This is a genomic window from Acinetobacter ursingii DSM 16037 = CIP 107286 (genome assembly GCF_000368825.1).
Taxonomy (GTDB): Bacteria; Pseudomonadota; Gammaproteobacteria; order Pseudomonadales; family Moraxellaceae; genus Acinetobacter; species Acinetobacter ursingii.
The window spans coordinates 1,349,891-1,367,627 of sequence record NZ_KB849717.1 but is presented as its reverse complement, the minus strand read 5'-3'; the positions used below and the strand labels follow the sequence as shown (position 1 = coordinate 1,367,627).

General features: G+C 43.0%; 12 protein-coding genes. 11 read left to right on the top strand and 1 reads right to left on the bottom strand.

Features of this window, described 5'->3' with window-relative positions; genetic code table 11:
• Positions 1–29: 29 nt before the first annotated feature.
• On the top strand, positions 30–833 hold the full coding sequence (locus F944_RS13900; protein WP_004991763.1) for a putative RNA methyltransferase: 804 nt from the start codon (positions 30–32) through the stop codon (positions 831–833).
• Between the two features lie 48 nt (positions 834–881).
• On the opposite strand, the gene ponA is transcribed toward F944_RS13900, so the two are convergent.
• Entirely contained in the window at positions 882–3,446 is a 2,565-nt protein-coding gene (gene ponA, locus F944_RS13895; RefSeq protein ID WP_004991760.1) for a penicillin-binding protein PBP1a, read from the bottom strand.
• Between the two features lie 163 nt (positions 3,447–3,609).
• On the opposite strand from ponA, the gene F944_RS13890 reads away from it, so the two are divergent.
• From F944_RS13890 to F944_RS13845, 10 genes are all read left to right on the top strand, one after another.
• Positions 3,610–4,668, top strand: coding sequence for a pilus assembly protein PilM (locus tag F944_RS13890; protein ID WP_004991759.1), 1,059 nt, complete (start codon positions 3,610–3,612; stop codon positions 4,666–4,668).
• Positions 4,668–5,306, top strand: a complete 639-nt coding sequence (locus F944_RS13885; RefSeq protein WP_004991757.1) for a PilN domain-containing protein — start codon at positions 4,668–4,670, stop codon at positions 5,304–5,306. Before F944_RS13890 ends, F944_RS13885 begins: the two co-directional genes overlap by 1 nt.
• Positions 5,303–6,016, top strand: a complete 714-nt coding sequence (locus tag F944_RS13880; protein ID WP_004991755.1) for a type IV pilus inner membrane component PilO — start codon at positions 5,303–5,305, stop codon at positions 6,014–6,016. The genes F944_RS13885 and F944_RS13880 overlap by 4 nt, the downstream gene beginning before the upstream one ends.
• Positions 6,016–6,540 (top strand): pilus assembly protein PilP, encoded by a 525-nt coding sequence (locus tag F944_RS13875; RefSeq protein ID WP_004991753.1) that lies wholly within the window; start codon positions 6,016–6,018, stop codon positions 6,538–6,540. The genes F944_RS13880 and F944_RS13875 overlap by 1 nt, the downstream gene beginning before the upstream one ends.
• A 62-nt stretch (positions 6,541–6,602) precedes the next feature.
• Positions 6,603–8,735 carry a type IV pilus secretin PilQ gene (gene pilQ / locus F944_RS13870; RefSeq protein ID WP_010588590.1) on the top strand — a complete coding sequence of 711 codons (2,133 nt, stop codon included), beginning with the start codon at positions 6,603–6,605 and terminating at the stop codon, positions 8,733–8,735.
• Between the two features lie 36 nt (positions 8,736–8,771).
• Positions 8,772–9,314, top strand: a complete 543-nt coding sequence (gene aroK / locus F944_RS13865) for a shikimate kinase AroK (RefSeq protein ID WP_004991750.1) — start codon at positions 8,772–8,774, stop codon at positions 9,312–9,314.
• A gap of 32 nt (positions 9,315–9,346) precedes the next feature.
• Positions 9,347–10,429 carry a 3-dehydroquinate synthase gene (gene aroB / locus F944_RS13860; RefSeq protein WP_004991748.1) on the top strand — a complete coding sequence of 361 codons (1,083 nt, stop codon included), beginning with the start codon at positions 9,347–9,349 and terminating at the stop codon, positions 10,427–10,429.
• Between the two features lie 13 nt (positions 10,430–10,442).
• Entirely contained in the window at positions 10,443–11,303 is an 861-nt protein-coding gene (locus F944_RS13855) for a hypothetical protein (protein ID WP_004991747.1), read from the top strand.
• Between the two features lie 442 nt (positions 11,304–11,745).
• The gene (gene gltB / locus F944_RS13850) at positions 11,746–16,227 is read left to right on the top strand and encodes a glutamate synthase large subunit (RefSeq protein WP_004991746.1); all 4,482 of its coding nucleotides are present in this window, start codon (positions 11,746–11,748) and stop codon (positions 16,225–16,227) included.
• A gap of 69 nt (positions 16,228–16,296) precedes the next feature.
• On the top strand, positions 16,297–17,718 hold the full coding sequence (locus F944_RS13845) for an FAD-dependent oxidoreductase (RefSeq protein ID WP_004991745.1): 1,422 nt from the start codon (positions 16,297–16,299) through the stop codon (positions 17,716–17,718).
• Positions 17,719–17,737 lie beyond the last annotated feature (19 nt).

Below are 17,737 nucleotides of genomic sequence, written 5' to 3'. Positions count from 1 at the left end.
AGCTGGCTTTTTTTATATGAGAGAAAATCATGAGTGTGTTGATGTGTCCAGTGTGTCGTCAGGCTTTAAATTTGATCGGGCGCACATGGCGATGTGAGCAAGGGCATAGTTATGATCTGGCCAAACAAGGTTATGTAAATTTACATGTGGTTCAACACAAACACAGTAAAACACCCGGAGATACACCTGAGTCTGTATTGGCACGTCGTCTTTTTCTATCCGAAGGTTTTTACCAGCCTTTACGGGATGCAGTCGTGGTTCAATTGCAGCAACTGCAATTGCATACATTATTGGACATTGGCTGCGGCGAAGGCTATTACACGTCTGCAATGCAGCAACAAGTTCAGCAATGTATTGGGCTAGATATTGCAAAAACGGCAGTTCAACATGCGGCCAAGCTTAACGCTCAAGTGACTTGGGTGGTGGGGACAGGCGCAACCTTACCTGTACTTGATCAAAGTATTGATATTTGTACCAGCTTATTTAGCCCGATTCCGAAAGATGAAATTTTAAGAGCCTTAAAACCAAAAGGTTATTTATTGGTGGTGACGCCTGCGCCTGAGCATTTATATGCGTTGCGTGAAGCGCTATTTGATGAAGTAAAACCCCATCAGCCCAATAAGTTTGTTGAGCAATTACAGTCCGATTTTGAGTTGGTCTTGCAACAACATGTCGAGAGCCAGTTTGATTTGGATCAGGATCAGTTGAAAAATCTGATTGCAATGACACCCTATGCCTATAAAGCCAAGCCTGAAAAAAGACAGCAATTGGAACAGCAAACCCAGTTTGAACTTACAGCGCATTTTCAAATGTATCTTTTCCAAAAGAAATAAAGCCATCTTGAAAGATGGCTTTAAGACAAGTCTAACGGATGAGTAAATTTAGGTCACCTGATTGATTAAGCCCTCAAGTGCATCACGTTTAGCAGGCTCAGCATGTTTAGGTTGATTTTGATTGAGCGATGGTGGTGTCTGTTCTGAAGGAATCAGAATTTCTTCACCTGGTAAGTCAGCAAAGTCATTATCCGATGTTCGAGCAGGCGCTGCTGGGGCAGGCACATAAAGTGGACGTGCGAGCGGTGGTGAAGTGCGATCTGTACGGCTTTTACTGCTATTTTCCTGAAGACTTGGCTGTTCGCGGGAAATTGGCGCTTTAGCATTTTTATCCAATTGAACCCACGAAGAGGCAGTTCCCTGTAAGGATTTATCCATAAAGTTAATCCAGATTGGCAGTGCTGCGATACCCCCATATTCGCGTCGTCCCAGTGTGGTTGGACGGTCAAATCCGACCCATGCGATAGAAACCAGTTTGCTATTGAAACCTGCAAACCAAGCATCTTTGGCGTCATTGGTCGTACCCGTTTTACCACCTAAATCATCCCGTCCTATTTTCAGTGCTGCACGTCCTGTACCATGTTGGATTACATCGCGCAAAATATTGGCCATATCATAGGCCGAGCTGGATTTTAAAATCCGTTGCGCCTGACGATAATCACTAGAATGACTTGTTGCTTGGGTTTGTGATGCTGTGTTTGTTGCTTCGGTCTGCATACTTTGATTAGTGACTTCAATCACTTCATCATCAGGAGTTTGCGCTTTTTGCTCATCATCCGTAACGGTGTTTTCAGTCTCATTAATGCACGAAATACACGCGTATTCAGGTTTGGCCTCAAAAATTACTTTACCGTAAGCATCTTCGATACGGCTAATAAAATAAGGCTGTACCCGATAACCGCCATTGGCAAAGGTGGCATAACCCGTCGCCATTTGTACAGGAAGTACCTGTGGCGTTCCAAGGGCAATCGTAAAGTTACGTGGAATCTGATTTTCCTGTAAACCGAAGTCCATGAGTAATTGACGCGCACGCTCAACGCCAACACTTTGTAGTAAGCGTACAGAAACCGTATTTCGTGATAAATATAAGGCACGACGTAACGGGATCATGCCTAAATAACGGCCATCGGAGTTTCGAGGTGACCAGCGACCAATCGTAATCGGACTATCATTGACCATCGTATAAGGCGTCATGCCACGTTCTAAAGCCAGTGCATATATAAATGGCTTGATGGTTGAACCAGGTTGACGCCAACCTTGTAACGCACGATTGAACTTGGATTGATAGAAGTTGTAGCCACCGACAATCGCTTCAATCGCACCATCATTTGGGTTTAAAGCAATCAATTGACCTTGTACATTTGGAATCTGTACCAGTGCCCAAGAGGTTTTTTCGGCATTTGGACGTAAACGAACAATATCTTTGACTTTGACAATTTGTGATGCATTACTTGGCGCACCCCCGACACTATTGGCATTTCGATAAGGACGTGCCCAAGACATACCTGACCAAGGAACAGTGATCGTTGATCCATCCTGCATTAAGGCTTCAAAAGTCGAGTTATTGACTTTAGTCACTTGCGCAGGATAGGTATTGGCATAAGCCATAAATGAATTTAAAGGTTTATCGTGTGCTTCAGCACCACGCCAACCATGACGACGATCATAGGCTTCCAGACCATCCTGAACTGCCTGTTCGGCATAAGCCTGGCGTTTGCTATCAATCGTAGTATAAACTTTGTAGCCTGAATCGATTGCTTGTTCACCAAATTTTTCGACCAGTTCAGAACGCACCATTTCACCAACATAAGGAAAACGATTAGCAATTCCACGGTCTGGCATATCAAGTTTAATGGGTTCAGCAACCGCAGTTTGGTACTGGGTCTGAGTGATATAACCTAGTTGTAGCATACGACCCAAAATCCAGTTACGACGTTCTAAAGCTCGTTCAGGATTCGCAACAGGATTGAAACGTGACGGTGCTTTAGGTAAACCTGCTAGCATGGCCATTTCTGCGATACTGAGCTGATCTAAAGTTTTGTTGTAGTAAATTTTGGCTGCGGCGGCAATGCCGTAGGCATTTTTACCTAAAAAGATTTTATTGACATACAACGTCAAAATTTCTTCTTTGCTCAGGTTTTGTTCGATTTTACGTGCTAGAAAGATTTCGGTAAGTTTGCGTTTTAAAGTACGTTCTGGGCTTAAATAATAATTTTTGGCCACCTGCATGGTAATCGTAGAACCACCTGTCTGCACATCAGAACCTGTAATGGTTTCACTGACTGCACGACCTAAACCTTTAAAGCTGATGCCACTATGCTCAAAAAAAGAAGAATCTTCTGCTGCAAGAAAGGCATGAATAAAAGTAGGTGGAATTTGATCGTATTCTACGGGCACAGAAAGTTTGCCGCCATATTCTGAGATTAGCTCATTATCAGCCGTATAAACTTGTAATGGTTTTAGTAAAGGCGCTTTTTTTAAAGAGCTCATTTCAGGTAGGGATGGCGCAATATAGAGATACATGCCATAAAAACCCATTGGAACTGAGACTAAAATAATGATAAGTACCAAAAAAAATGGATGAACATGACCTGAACTGGATAGCTTTTTCATAACAAGTAAGTTTTAATAAGAGCTAATAGCAAACGAATTGATGGTCAGTATATCCTTTAGACATGCGGATTGTTAGATGCCTTATTGTATCCGTATAAAATTAGAGACCGAGATCAGCTTGTTGTTTTGTTTGGGGATAAAAAAATAATAGGATAATGCTATCGTGCGCATGTTATATCGTAAACCAAATAAGGGGTTAGTAGGGGTCGATATTAGTTCGACTTCTGTTAAGTTATTAGAACTCTCTGTAAAAAACGGTCGCTACTGGGTAGAAAGCTATGCCTTGATACCCTTACAAGAAAATAGCGTGGTTGAGAAGAACATTCTCAATCCGGAAGCAGTCGGGGATGCGTTGGAGCGAGTGATTAACTTGGCCAATCCTCAATCGACCAATGCCGCTATTGCGATTCCGACTTCCATGGTGATTCATAAGATCATCGAAATGGATGCGGATATGACGGATGATGAGCGTGAAGTTCAAATCCGTATGGATGCAGAGCAATATATTCCCTTTCCACTGGACGAAGTTAGTCTGGATTTTGAAGTGCTGCCTGATCGTTTGGCAAATCCTACACGAGTCAATGTTTTATTGGTTGCAACCCGTACCGAAAACGTTGAAACACGTGTAGAAGTGCTTGAGCTTGCAGGTTTAACACCGAAAGTTGCTGATGTCGAAAGTTACGCAATGGAACGGGCTTTCGGGGTATTTGCTGATACTTTACCGATGGGTGTTAATACCGTCGGTATTTTAGATATCGGACATACCATGACCACACTTTCGGTCATGCAAAATGGCAAGATTATTTATACCCGCGAACAGGTTTTCGGTGGAAAGCAACTGACGCAGGACGTTCAGACACGTTACGGTTTATCTTTTGAAGAAGCAGGTCGTGCTAAAAAAGAACGCTCATTACCTGATGATTTTGATACTGAAGTGCTGGAACCTTTCTTAGAAGCGTTGGTTCAGCAGGCTGCACGATCTTTACAATTTTTCTTTTCTTCCTCACAGTTTAATGAAATTGACCATATTTTATTGGCTGGTGGTAATGCCAACATCCCTGGTTTGCCAAAACTTCTACAACAAAAATTAGGTTATCGCGTTACCACTGCTAATCCGTTTTTACAAATGGGTTTTTCTCCTCAGGTAGATATCAAAAAAATTGAAAATGATGCCTCTTCTTTAATGGTGGCATGTGGTCTGGCATTGAGGAGTTTTGATTAATGGCAAAGATTAACTTACTCCCTTGGCGTGATGAGCTAAGAGAGCAGCGCAAGAAACAATTTATTGCATTTAGTGCTGCCGTTGCAGTACTTGGGGTAGTTGCTGTGGTCTTAGCTTGGTTGTTTTATGATCATAAGCTTAATGATCAAGAACAAGCCAATCAATTGGTTGTCAGTACTAACCAGAATCTGGATACGCAGTTGAAATCACTGGATGGCTTACAAGAGCGCCGAAATGCGATTGTAGAGCGTATGAAGCTGATTCAAGGTTTGGAAGGTCAACGTCCAGTAACCGTTCGCTTGATTGATGAATTGGTGCGGGTGACACCCAGTAATATGTATCTGACCAAATTCAGTCGTACAGGCGATAAATTTACCATTGAAGGCAAAGCGGAAAGTCCAAATACTGTTGCAGAGTTATTGCGTAACTTAGAGGCTTCACCGTGGTATCGTAATGCCTTTATGAACTCCTTCTTGGCAGCAGATGATAAAAAAGATCAGAATCAAAGCTCTGTGGTGCCGCGTGTCGAAGAAAGCTATGGCACTTTCGTTGTGACCACAGATTTGGGTGAAATTGGGGCATCAGTTACAGAAGATAATAACGATCAATCAGGTTCAAATACGGGGGCAGCACAATGAGTCGTGATGAATTCAATGAACTAGATCCTGAAGTTGCTGCACCAAAGAAAAAGAAATTGACCTTAGATAAATTTCTTCAGCAGTTTAATACGCTGGATATGAATAACTACGGGGGATGGCCACTCTCAGTTAAGATTACCTGCTGGATTTTTATTTTCTTCGCCGTCTGTGCTTTGGGCTATTTTTTAGCCATTAAGCCTAAACTGGATGCGATCTCAACAGCTCAGGCACAAGAGCAGAATTTGCTCAACGAGTTTCGTGAAAAGGATTCAAAATTACGTAACTTGCAGCAATATCAGGTTCAGTTGCAGGAAATGGAATCGAATTTTAACCAGCAATTGGCGCAACTTCCAAAAGAAACAGAAATTCCAAGTCTGGTTGAAGATATCAATATGACAGGGGTAAATTCTGGACTTAAATTTAAAAATATCCGTCTTGAAAATGAAGTTAGACAAGAGTTCTTTATTGAACAGCCGATCTCGATTGATGCGACTGGGGATTATCATGCCTTTGGTGCATTTGTAAGCGCAATTGCGGCATTGCCTCGTATTGTAACTTTGCATGATTTTGTGATTGAAGGTAAACAGGTTAAAGAAAAAGCAGATATTCCTGAAATTAGTTATTCCGTGAAAGCAAAAACCTATCGATATATAGGTGCGGATGATCAGGCGAGTGGTGCTTCTGCTCCAGTTGCAGCGGGGGCAAAATAATGAAAAAACATAGTATTTTCATGGCAATCGTATGTTGTGGTTTGGTTGGTTGTGATTCACGTATTGACGCTGTAAATGAACAAATGGCAGCCATTCGTAATCAGCCACCTTTGCCGATTGAGCCAGCACCTGTTTTCACGCCTGTGCCGAGTTTTACCTATTCAGCCATGCAGTTGAAAAGCCCATTTTTACCTAGCTCTTTGGCAGCTGAACTCAAAATTATGGCAGGTAAACGGGTTTATCCGAACTTTAATCGTCAGCCGCAACCACTTGAAAGCTACGCACTCGAATCTTTAAATATGAAAGGCAGTATGCGTAGCCAAAATGGAAAGATTCTTGCATTAATTCAGACGCCTGATGGGCAAGTTGAGCGGGTTCAGGTTGGAAGCTATATGGGAATGAATCAAGGGCGAATTGTCGGAATCAGTCCGACACAAATTGATTTGGTTGAAATTGTACCAGATGGTCGAGATGGTTATGTTGAGCGTCCGCGTACCTTGGTTCTGATTGGGCCTGAGCCTTAAGTATGAAAGGAATAACAATGAAAAAGGGTTTAAAAAAAATTCTGATTGGGGATGGTGAGTCAATGAATCATACAGTTCGACAGTTTTCAATGGGTGCGGTTGCATTTGCAATCATGCAAGTGGCTAGTGCGCAGGTCAGTATTACCAATATTGTGCCCATGAATATCGCAGGACAGGGGACAGAAATCCGTGTGATGTTCAATGGTTTGCCACCGCAACCACAAGCATATCAAATGGAACAGCCATCCAGACTGATTTTGGATTTTGATAAGGCTCAGCTGGGTCTTAAACAAAATACTATTGCTGTCGCGACCAATGAAGCCAGCAGTGTCGATGTAGTATCTGATGCGAAGCGTTCACGTTTAACCGTAAATTTAAAAGATGCTGGAGCATTTACTACACGTGTTGAAGGCAATACTTTTATTTTAAAGATTAATAGTGCCCAACAAGTAATGACTCCTGCCGCTGTTGCTATGCCAGCGGCAACGAATATTCAGCAAGGGGTTTCTAATATTGGTTTTCAGCGCGGCTCGCAGGGCGAAGGTCAAGTGGTTATCGATTTGCTTGGCAGTAATACGCCTGTCGATGTACAGCAACAAGGCAGTAAAATTGTTGTACGCATGCTTGGCAATAAAATTCCGACCAATTTAGCGCGACGTTTAAATGTCAATGATTTTGCTACGCCAGTTGCGAGTGTGGATGCCTATAATGAAGGCGGCAATGGGGTAATCGTGGTGCAATCTGCTGGTAGCTATGAATATATGGCATATCAGGCAGAAAATAAGCTGACTTTAAGCCTTAAACGTCCAGTGGATCGTAATCAGTTAGGCGCACGTTCTACGCCAAATTATAGTGGTAAAAAAATCTCTCTAGATTTCCAGGATATTGAAGTGCGTCGTGTACTTCAGTTATTGGCAGATTTTACTGATATCAACATGGTGACGGCAGATTCAGTACAGGGCAATATTACTCTACGCTTAAAGGATGTGCCGTGGGATCAGGCGTTAGATATTATTTTAAAAACTAAAAATCTGGATAAACGCCGTAGCGGTAATGTGATCTGGATCGCGCCAGTTACTGAATTAACCAAAGCTGAAGAAGAAGAAGCCAAAGCGATTGCGCAAAGTGTCAAACTTGCGCCTTTACAAACTGAGTATATTCAACTCAGTTATGCGAAAGCCGCCGATATTGAAAAATTGATGACTCAAGGTAAAAACAGCTCAAGTTCAGGTTCATCAAATTCAGGTGGTTCAGAGCCGTTAGGTGATAGTGTTGGTAGTTTGCTGAGTCCAAGAGGAACTGTGTCGATTGATCCACGAACCAATACTTTAATCATTAATGATACTGCACAGAAAATTGATCAGATTCGTAAAATGATTGATTTATTGGATGTGCGTGTTAAGCAGGTGATGGTGGAGGCGCGGATTGTGCGAGCAAGCACTTCATTTACCAAAGAAATGGGGGTGAAGTGGGGTGTTCTTTCACAGGGGATTACCAAAAATAATGATTTGTTGGTCGGTGGTAGTGAAACTACTTTATGGAATCTGCGTGATCCTGATGACGATGGTAAATACACCATCGAACGCCCAGATAACCTGAATGTAGATTTAGGTGTCACTTCAGCGGGTGCGAGTAAAATTGCCTTTGGCTTAATTAGTTTGTCTGACTTTATGCTGGATTTGGAATTATCTGCATTACAAGCAGATGGTTATGGTGAAGTGATTTCAACACCAAAAGTCATGACTGCTGATAAACAAACCGCCAAAGTTGCAACGGGTCAGGAAGTGCCTTATCAGTCCACCACAAACTCTGCTTCGGGTTCAACGGCAACCACTTCATTTAAAGAAGCTTTACTCAGCCTTGAAGTCACACCAAGTATTACACCTGATGGTAAAATCCAGATGCTGTTGGATATTTCCAAAGATTCGATCGCTGGAGAAGCGCCGAATGGTGAGTTGATTCTAAATAAAAACACGATTAATACCAATGTGTTGGTCGATAATGGTGAAACGGTGATTCTGGGTGGGGTATTTGAACAGACTACAACCAATCAACAGACGAAAGTGCCGTTCTTGGGAGACTTACCTTGGGTGGGACGTTTATTTAGAAAAGACTCTAAAAAGGACGATAAACAAGAGTTGTTGATCTTCGTTACCCCGAGAATTGTTAATGACACTCAGGTGAGAAATCAGTAATATAAGTTTAATTCAAGTTATGCAATAGGTGACTCCTTGCTAGGCAAAGAGTTTAGAGCTCTGCCAAATATCTATTTGGTGGGGCCAATGGGAGCAGGAAAAACAACAGTAGGACGGCACTTGGCTGAGCTTTTGGGGCGCGAGTTTCTGGATAGTGATCATGAAATTGAGCGTAAAACTGGAGCCAGTATTCCGTGGATATTTGAAAAAGAAGGTGAGATTGGTTTTCGCTCGAGAGAAAAAACAGTCATTAATGAGTTAACCCAGCGTAGACAATTGGTTGTGGCTACAGGTGGTGGTGCGGTGACTCAAGCCGAAAACCGCGCTTATTTGAAAAACCGCGGTATTGTGATCTATCTTTATACGCCTGTAGAATTACAATTACAGCGTACCTATCGGGATAAAAATCGACCATTATTGCAGGTTGAAAACCCAGAGCAAAAACTCAAAGATCTACTTCAAATTCGTGATCCTCTGTATCGTGAAGTTGCACATTATGTGATAGAAACACATCAAGGGGCTGCACGAGAATTGGCACAGCATATTTTACGTGTGATTTTGGCAGCAGAATCTCACTAGGCTATTTATTTTATTATTGGCATTAAAGTTTCATGCAAACACTTCATGTAGAACTCGGTGATCGTCGTTATCCTATTTTTATTGGTAGTCAGTTAGATCCAAAAACATTGTTAGCACCTTATATCAAAGGTCAGCAAGTGATGATCGTGACCAATACCACATTGGAACAACTGTATTTGTCCCATTATGTTCATGATTTAGAATCTTTGGGTAAAAAAGTGGCGACCTGTGTGCTGCCTGATGGTGAAAAATATAAAAATCTTGAAAATTTAAACCTGATTTTCGATGCATTGTTAGAAGCGGGCTTCAATCGTGATTGTACTGTCTTGGCATTGGGAGGCGGCGTGATTGGCGATATGGCAGGTTTTGCATCAGCCTGTTTCCAGCGAGGTGTTTATTTTATTCAGGTGCCAACTACTTTGCTTTCTCAAGTAGATTCTAGCGTCGGTGGAAAGACAGGGATTAATCATCCCTTAGGCAAAAATATGATTGGCGCATTTAAGCAGCCTGAAGTAGTTATGGCGGATATGGCACAGTTGCGTACTTTGCCAGCACGTGAGTTGTCTGCTGGGCTGGCCGAGGTGATTAAATATGCATTGCTGGGTGATCTTGAGTTTTTAGCTTGGTTAGAACAGCATATGGATGGCTTACTTGCAGGTGATGAAAGTCTATTGGCCCAAGCGGTTTATCGTTCTTGTGCGCATAAGGCTAGAATTGTGGCGAACGATGAAAAAGAGCAGGGTGAGCGCGCGCTTTTAAATCTGGGACATACGTTTGGTCACGCGATTGAATCTTATTTGGGTTATGGTAAATGGCTACATGGTGAAGCTGTAGCAACGGGAATGGTCATGGCGGCTGATTTGTCACAGCGCATGGGTTGGATTTCCGCTGAAGATTTACAGCGTACAAAAAATATCATTCAACGTGCAAAATTGCCGATATCATGTCCGAAAATTCCATTGGATGAGTTTTTGTCTTATATGGCACACGACAAAAAAGTTCTGAATGGACAGTTGAGATTGGTGTTGTTACAACAACTGGGTCAGGCTGTCATTACCAAAGAATTTGATGTTGAGAAAATGAAACAGGTTATTTTGGAAAATCAGGCAGAGTGAGATTGGGTGTAATATGACGGTATCACGTACGCTGTGGCAGAATATTCAGCACTATAGTTGGCTAGTGCTTGGTCTGCTGTGCTTATTGCTGGCGCTGATCTTTTGGGCGATCACCAGTTCAGATAAAGTGGTACAAGTCGAAAAACAAGATATTGTTGAAACACAGTCTCAGATTCAGCCACAGAAAGTGACCGCGACGACCAATTTGGGGACTTTGTCTGATGAAGTCAGACCCTTAGATTTAACTATGCGTGTAATTACCGCAGGAAATCATGAGGCAGAGTTTCGTGGTACCAAGTTTATGCAGGAAAATCAGCGGAACTGGACCATTGAGTTATTTCGTTCGTCTAATGAAAATATTATTAAAAACTATTTAAAGAGTCAGTCTGACCGTAAAAATTTCATTTACTTTCGTTTAAGTGGGGAAAATCAGGAAGAACAATACGTTCTAGCCTATGGGGTATTTAATCGGGAAGCCGATGCAACGCATCAATTATCGCAATTAAATCTGAAATTCCCTGCTTCAGTACACCCGAAGGCAGTGTCTTTGGCTAATTATTTACCGTTGATTAATGATTTAGGCTCTGAAGAAATTAAGGGCAGCGCAGGGCAACTTTATAGCGTTAATCTAAGAAACGCACCGATACCTGTCGCCCCTGTATCACCAACTCCCTCCGTTGAGTCTGCACCTGCTGCTCCAACGACCTCAACAACAGTCACTCAGCGTGATCAAGACGGGAATGTGGTCGGTGTGCAGCGCCAATCAAATAATGTTTCTTCTCTAAATCCAAGTAGTACTGCACCTAATACCCCTAATGTGGAAAATCGTCCTTCGCGGAACAATGAACGCGAAATAAGTGATCCATTTAATTAATACATGCACAAAAATAGTGCATGTATTAATCTCAAATATTATTTTGCACAATGTTGGTTCAAAATTTAAGTTTATTTTAAGGCGTTACAAAAATACAAAATTAATTATCTTTTATAATTAAATCACTTAGTTATTTCTAATTGGTATTGGCATTATTTTTGCATTATCGATGCGCTAATTGATCACTTTGTCCCTATTTTGGAGCTTAATCTTTTAATTAGTATGCGAAATCGTCGTTTTAAACTGCTATAAAACAGTGCGAAATAACTCAAAACGTTTTTGCCAAGAAAGTTGCTGTCTGCTTGCCACAAAGGGCGTATAGTCAGATAGTAATGCAAAAATGGATTGTAAAACATTTAGCTTTACGTGAGTAATAGACAACGTCGCGAAGTAAATTGATCGTTTTATGCTCGAAAGAGCCATGTTGAAAGAAGGGTACGCTATGCACTTGCCATCGCCTCATACTGTAGCTCCCGCTCAAGGTTTATATCAACCAGATGAGTTTAAAGATAACTGCGGTTTTGGTTTGATTGCCCAGATGAAGGGCCAACCAAGTCACCACCTTGTTCAAACCGCAATTCACAGTTTAAGTTGCATGACGCATCGTGGTGGTATTGCCGCTGATGGTAAAACAGGGGATGGGTGCGGTCTATTACTGGCTATGCCAAAAGCTTTTTTCCGTGATGAAGCGAAAAAGCTTAGTGATATCACGTTGAGTGAGATTTTCGCTGCGGGTACGGTTTTTCTTAATGTAGATCCTGCATTGGCACAGCACGCAAAAAATACCCTGAACAAGGAAATTGAATCAGAAGGCTTAAAAGTTTTGGCTTGGCGTGTTGTCCCAACCAATAACGATGTATTGGGTGAAATTGCACTCCAGTCTTTACCTGTCTTTGAACAAATTATTGTAAACTGTCCAATGGGCGTGACTGAGGTTGAATTCAACCGTAAGTTATTCTTGGCGCGTCGCCGTGCTGAACAAAAATTACAAAACGATAGCTCATTCTACGTAACGACTTTGTCTTCAAATGTGATCAGCTATAAAGGTTTGATGATGCCAGCAGCAATTGCTGACTTTTATACAGATCTAGCGGATGAACGTCTGACTTCACATATCGTGGTGTTCCATCAACGTTTCTCAACCAATACATTACCGCGTTGGCCGTTAGCGCAGCCGTTTCGTTATTTGGCGCACAATGGTGAAATCAACACCATTACCGCTAACCGTAACTGGGCATTAGCGCGGACACCGAAATTTGAAAACCCATTATTACCAGGTTTAACTGAGCTTAATCCAATTGTAAACCGTACTGGATCAGACTCTTCAAGCTTAGACAATATGCTTGAAATTCTGGTTGGCGGTGGCATGGATTTATTCCGTGGCTTACGTATGCTGGTTCCACCTGCATGGCAAAATGTTGAAACTCTAGATGCAGACTTACGTGCCTTTTATGAGTTTAACTCTAAACACATGGAAGCATGGGATGGACCTGCGGGTCTGGTGATCCAAGATGGTCGTCATGCGATTTGTATGCTGGATCGTAATGGTTTACGTCCTGCGCGCTGGGTGATTACCAAAAATGATTATATTACCCTTGCTTCTGAAATTGGGGTGTGGGACTACCAACCTGAAGATGTTGTATCTAAAGGTCGTGTCGGCCCAGGTCAAATTTTGGTAGTCGATACCTTTACAGGTAAATTACTCGACACCAATGATGTCAGCACACATCTGAAAAAAATGCGTCCATATCGTGAGTGGTTGCGTGAACACGCGTTGCGCTTACAGGCAGACCCTGAGCTTGAAGAAAAACTATCTGAGCAGGGATTGGCTGGCGATGAGCTAAAGACGGCTCAGAAAATGTTTATGGTGACGTTTGAAGAACGTGACCAGATGCTACGTCCGATTGCTGAAAGTGGTCAGGAAGCAGTAGGCTCAATGGGTGATGATACGCCAATGGCGGTTTTATCACGTCAGGTTCGCCATGTTTCTGATTATTTCCGTCAACAATTTGCACAGGTGACCAATCCTCCGATCGATCCATTACGTGAATCGATTGTGATGTCACTTGAAACCTGTTTAGGTCGTGAACAGAATGTCTTCGAGCAAGGGCCAGAACATGCAGATCGCTTGATTATCTCAAGCCCTGTACTTTCAAATTCGAAAATGCATCAATTACGCAATTTAAACCGCGCAGGTTATGAGATTGCAGAAATTGATCTGAATTATCGTGAAGAAGAAGGCTTACAAGCTGCGGTCAATCGTATTTGTGAGGAATCTGCACAGGCAGTTCGTGATGGTCAAACGTTATTGATCCTTTCTGATAAAAATTTGCGTCAGGGGTATCTACCTGCAAATGCGGCTTTAGCAACAGGTGCAGTACACCATTATTTGATTCAGACGGGTTTGCGTACCGATGCCAACATTATTGTTGAAACGGGTGTTGCACGTGATGCGCATCAATTTGCAGTCTTGCTCGGTTTTGGTGCAACGGCAGTTTATCCATACCTTGCTTATGATGTGATCAATGATTTAATCGCAAAAGGTGAGTTACTTGGTGATCCAGTACATGCCCAAGCCAACTTCCGCAAAGGTATTGATAAAGGTCTATTGAAAGTTCTCTCTAAAATGGGGATTTCAACAGTCGCGTCTTATCGTGGTGGACAGCTTTTTGAAGCAGTGGGTTTATCATCAGAAGTGGTGGATAAATGCTTCCTCGGTGTACCAAGCCGTATTCAGGGTGCAACTTTTGTTGATCTTGAAAATGATCAGAAAAAACTAGCCGATTTAGCGTGGAAAACACGTAAGCCAATTGATCAGGGTGGTTTGCTGAAGTTTGTATTCGGTAAGGAATACCATGCCTTTAACCCAGATGTGATCAATGCATTACACAAAGCGGTACGTTCTGGTAATTACGCTGACTTTAAAGAATATGCGGAACTGGTCAATAGCCGCCCAATCGCGACGATCCGTGATTTATTCAAGCTCAAAACCACGAATTCAATTCCTGTTGAGCAAGTTGAATCGGTTGAGGCAATTTTGCCACGATTTGACTCAGCGGGGATGTCATTAGGGGCATTGTCACCAGAAGCGCATGAAGCGATTGCGATTGCCATGAACACCATTGGCGGTCGTTCGAATTCAGGTGAGGGTGGTGAAGATCCTGCGCGTTATGGCACGATTCGTAACTCGAAAATTAAACAGATCGCATCGGGTCGTTTTGGGGTAACTCCTGCTTATCTGACTTCTGCGGAAGTCCTACAGATCAAAGTCGCTCAAGGCGCAAAACCGGGTGAAGGTGGTCAGCTTCCGGGTGGTAAAGTCAATAGCTTAATTGCACGTTTACGTTATTCTGTTCCGGGCGTTACCTTGATTTCTCCGCCGCCACATCATGATATTTATTCGATTGAAGATTTGTCACAATTGATTTTTGACTTGAAGCAAGTCAATCCTCAGGCGATGGTTTCAGTCAAGCTAGTCTCTGAACCGGGTGTAGGTACGATTGCCGCAGGTGTTGCCAAAGCGTATGCCGACTTCATTACCATTTCTGGTTATGACGGTGGTACAGCGGCTTCTCCACTTTCATCCATTCATCATGCGGGTTCACCGTGGGAGCTTGGTCTGTCTGAAGCGCATCAAGCCCTGCGTGTAAATGACCTACGTGGTAAAGTTCGTGTACAAACAGATGGTGGTTTAAAAACTGGTCTGGATGTCGTAAAAGCCGCGATTTTGGGTGCTGAAAGCTTTGGTTTTGGTTCTACGCCTATGATCGCATTAGGCTGTAAATACTTGCGTATTTGCCACCTGAATAACTGTGCGACGGGTGTTGCAACACAACAAGACAAACTCCGTCAGGATCACTATATTGGTGAACCTGAAATGCTCATCAATTTCTTCCATTTCATTGCTGAAGAAACCCGTGAGTGGTTGGCTGCATTAGGTGTTGCTTCCCTGAAAGACTTGATTGGTCGTGTGGATTTACTTGAAGTATTGCCGGGTGAAACTGATAAACATGCACATCTTGATTTAACACCATTGTTGCAGTCACATCCTGCGGCACAAGGCAAGGCACAATACTGTGAAGTTCAGGGTAATGAGCCATTTGATAAAGGCTTGCTGGCTGAACGTATGGTAGAAGAAATGCTTCCTGCCATTGAAGCGGGTACAGGTGGTGAGTTTAATTTTGAAGTTGGTAACTGTGATCGTTCAATTGGCGCACGTGTTTCTGGTGAGATTGCGCGTCGTTATGGCAATCTGGACATGGAATCACATCCAGTCATTATGAACTTAAAAGGTACAGCAGGTCAGTCACTGGGTGTATGGAATGCGGGTGGTTTGCATATCAAACTTGAAGGTGATGCCAACGATTACGTTGGTAAAGGTATGGCAGGCGGTCGAGTGTCGATCTTCCCACCAAAAGGTTCACCATTCCAGACCCAACATACTGCGATTATTGGTAATACCTGTATGTACGGTGCAACAGGCGGTAAGTTATTTGCAGCAGGTACGGCGGGTGAGCGTTTTGCAGTACGTAACTCTGGCGCGTTTGCCGTGATTGAAGGTGCAGGCGACCACTGTTGTGAATATATGACAGGCGGGATTGTGACTGTGCTCGGTAAAGTCGGTCATAACTTCGGTGCGGGTATGACAGGTGGTTTTGCTTATGTACTCGATCTGGATAATGACTTTGTCGATTATTACAACCATGAGTTGATTGACCTGACTCGTATCTCGACTGAGTCGATGGAAGAGCATCAACAATTCCTGCTTCGTATTCTGGATGAACACATTAAAGAAACAGGTAGTGCTTGGGCGTATAAGATCCGCAATGAGTTCGATTTTTACAGTCGGAAGTTCTGGCTTGTAAAACCAAAAGCTGCTAATTTGCTCACGCTTTTGAAAGCAACTCAAGCTGATCCTCAATAATTCCACTACTGCATATACATAGGCAGGTGCAGGTAACAGCGAACTCTGCACCTACCCACGGAGAGAGACATGGCAGAACGCCTCAATAATGACTTTCAGTTTCTGGATGTAGCACGCCAAGATCCAGAGAAAAAAGATATTACTGTCCGCAAAGCAGAATTTGTGGAAATTTATAAGCCTTTTACTGCTGATGTTGCAGCGAATCAGACACATCGTTGTCTGGCTTGTGGTAACCCGTATTGTGAATGGAAATGCCCAGTGCATAACTACATTCCAAACTGGTTAAAACTGATTGCTGAGGGTCAGATTTTCCAAGCGGCAGAACTTTGCCATCAAACTAATACCTTGCCAGAAGTCTGTGGTCGTGTTTGCCCACAAGACCGTTTATGTGAAGGGGCATGTACCCTGAATGACGGTTTTGGTGCAGTGACGATTGGTAATGCTGAAAAATATATCAATGATACTGCTTTTGCACTGGGCTGGCGTCCAGATATGTCGCATGTCAAATGGACAGATAAAAAAGTGGCGATTATTGGTGCTGGCCCTGCGGGTCTAGGTTGTGCTGATATTCTAGCGCGTAATGGCGTAAAACCAGTCATTTTTGACAAACGTCCTGAAATTGGGGGCTTGCTCACATTCGGTATTCCAGAATTTAAAATGGAAAAAGACGTCATGAAACGCCGCCGTGAAATCTTCACGGGTATGGGGATGGAATTCCGTTTAAATACTGAAATTGGTACAGATATCACGATTGAACAACTGCTACAAAAATATGACGCAGTGTTTATGGGAATGGGAACCTATACCTATATGAAAGGTGGTTTCCCCGGTGAAGATCTGGACGGTGTCTACGATGCACTGGATTTCCTGATTGCAAATGTCAATCGCTGTCAGGGTTGGGAAAAAGATGCTGGTGAATTCATCAGTGTCGAAGGTAAAAAAGTGATTGTGCTGGGCGGTGGTGATACCGCGATGGACTGTAACCGTACTTCGATTCGTCAGGGTGCTGAACAGGTGACCTGTGCCTATCGTCGTGATGAAGCCAACATGCCGGGTTCGCGTCGTGAAGTGAATAATGCGCGTGAAGAAGGGGTGAACTTCCTATTTAACCGTCAACCGATCGAAGTTGTTGGTGAAAATGGCAAAGTGACTGGCGTTAAAGTTGTGACCACTCAATTGGGCGAGCCTGATAGTCGTGGTCGACGTAGTCCTGAGCCAATTCCGGGTTCTGAAGAAGTTTTGGCAGCCGATGCAGTTTTACTGGCATTTGGTTTCCGCCCAAGCCCAGCAGACTGGTTCACTGGTGCGAACATCGGCTTAGATGGTTCAGGTCGTGTGGTTGCACCTGAACAACAACAATATAAATTCCAGACCTCTAACCCGAAAATTTTTGCGGGTGGTGATATGGTGCGTGGCTCTGATCTGGTTGTAACTGCAATCTGGGAAGGTCGTCAGGCAGCAGAAGGCATTTTGGATTATCTTGATGTTTAAAATCTAGAGATTCAAAAGC

Excerpts from the sequence above, each read along its gene's own strand:
- F944_RS13900 (WP_004991763.1), top strand. The coding sequence starts at position 30 with ATGAGTGTGTTGATGTGTCCAGTGTGTCGTCAGGCTTTAAATTTGATC.
- ponA (WP_004991760.1), bottom strand. The coding sequence starts at position 3,446 with ATGAAAAAGCTATCCAGTTCAGGTCATGTTCATCCATTTTTTTTGGTA.
- F944_RS13885 (WP_004991757.1), top strand. The coding sequence starts at position 4,668 with ATGGCAAAGATTAACTTACTCCCTTGGCGTGATGAGCTAAGAGAGCAG.
- F944_RS13880 (WP_004991755.1), top strand. The coding sequence starts at position 5,303 with ATGAGTCGTGATGAATTCAATGAACTAGATCCTGAAGTTGCTGCACCA.
- F944_RS13875 (WP_004991753.1), top strand. The coding sequence starts at position 6,016 with ATGAAAAAACATAGTATTTTCATGGCAATCGTATGTTGTGGTTTGGTT.
- pilQ (WP_010588590.1), top strand. The coding sequence starts at position 6,603 with ATGAATCATACAGTTCGACAGTTTTCAATGGGTGCGGTTGCATTTGCA.
- aroB (WP_004991748.1), top strand. The coding sequence starts at position 9,347 with ATGCAAACACTTCATGTAGAACTCGGTGATCGTCGTTATCCTATTTTT.
- F944_RS13855 (WP_004991747.1), top strand. The coding sequence starts at position 10,443 with ATGACGGTATCACGTACGCTGTGGCAGAATATTCAGCACTATAGTTGG.
- gltB (WP_004991746.1), top strand. The coding sequence starts at position 11,746 with ATGCACTTGCCATCGCCTCATACTGTAGCTCCCGCTCAAGGTTTATAT.
- F944_RS13845 (WP_004991745.1), top strand. The coding sequence starts at position 16,297 with ATGGCAGAACGCCTCAATAATGACTTTCAGTTTCTGGATGTAGCACGC.